General features: G+C 23.9%; 1 protein-coding gene. It reads right to left on the reverse strand.

Going from position 1 to position 683, the window contains the following annotated elements:
• Positions 1 to 260: T9SS type A sorting domain-containing protein (locus MPF19_RS19145; RefSeq protein WP_502925285.1), on the reverse strand; the 260-nt coding region annotated here is incomplete at its 3' end.
• Positions 261 to 683 lie beyond the last annotated feature (423 nt).

Here is a 683-nt window from a genome sequence, read left to right on the forward strand (position 1 = left end):
AACTCAGCAGAGTAAATTCCGTCTTCTAAAGCAGAAAAATCAAATGTTCTAGAATAGTCTCCAGAATTTTGAATGTCATTATTATATACAGTTAAACCGTTGGCATTTTTAATAGTTAAAGTTTGACCTTTTTTTACATTAGTAAATTCAACCTTAACAGTTCTCTTAGCTTCTTTAGAGTTGGTATTATCTTTGTCCTTTGCGTTAGTTATTAATGTTCCGAACATTAAAGCAACTAATATTATTTTTTTAATTTTCATTTTATTTGTCATTTATATGATTAATAACACTATAAAGGTATGGTGGTAATTAAGTTTTAAAAACATCAAAATTGGTACAATTATGTGTTATATTATCACTATTGATTGATGTTAATTTATTGTTAAGTTAAAATAGCATATAATAGTGGTAATTTTATTTATTTTAAAAAAAAGTGTTTCAAATAAAAAGCGAGTCCTTTTGGACTCGCTTTTACCATTAAACTATAGCAGTAGTTTAACGAAACAATTAACTAAATTTTTATATTGTAAATTCTTTAACGTAAGTTCTGTCATCAGAATTAATAACAACTTTATAGTTTCCAGATTTTTTTTCTGATAACTTATAAATTCTTTTTAAGATATTTTCTCCTTGTATTGTGTTAGATAGAACTACTTCATTATTAAAATATATAACAACTTTTA

This window comes from Polaribacter sp. Z014, from assembly GCF_023555435.1.
Taxonomy (GTDB): Bacteria; Bacteroidota; Bacteroidia; order Flavobacteriales; family Flavobacteriaceae; genus Polaribacter.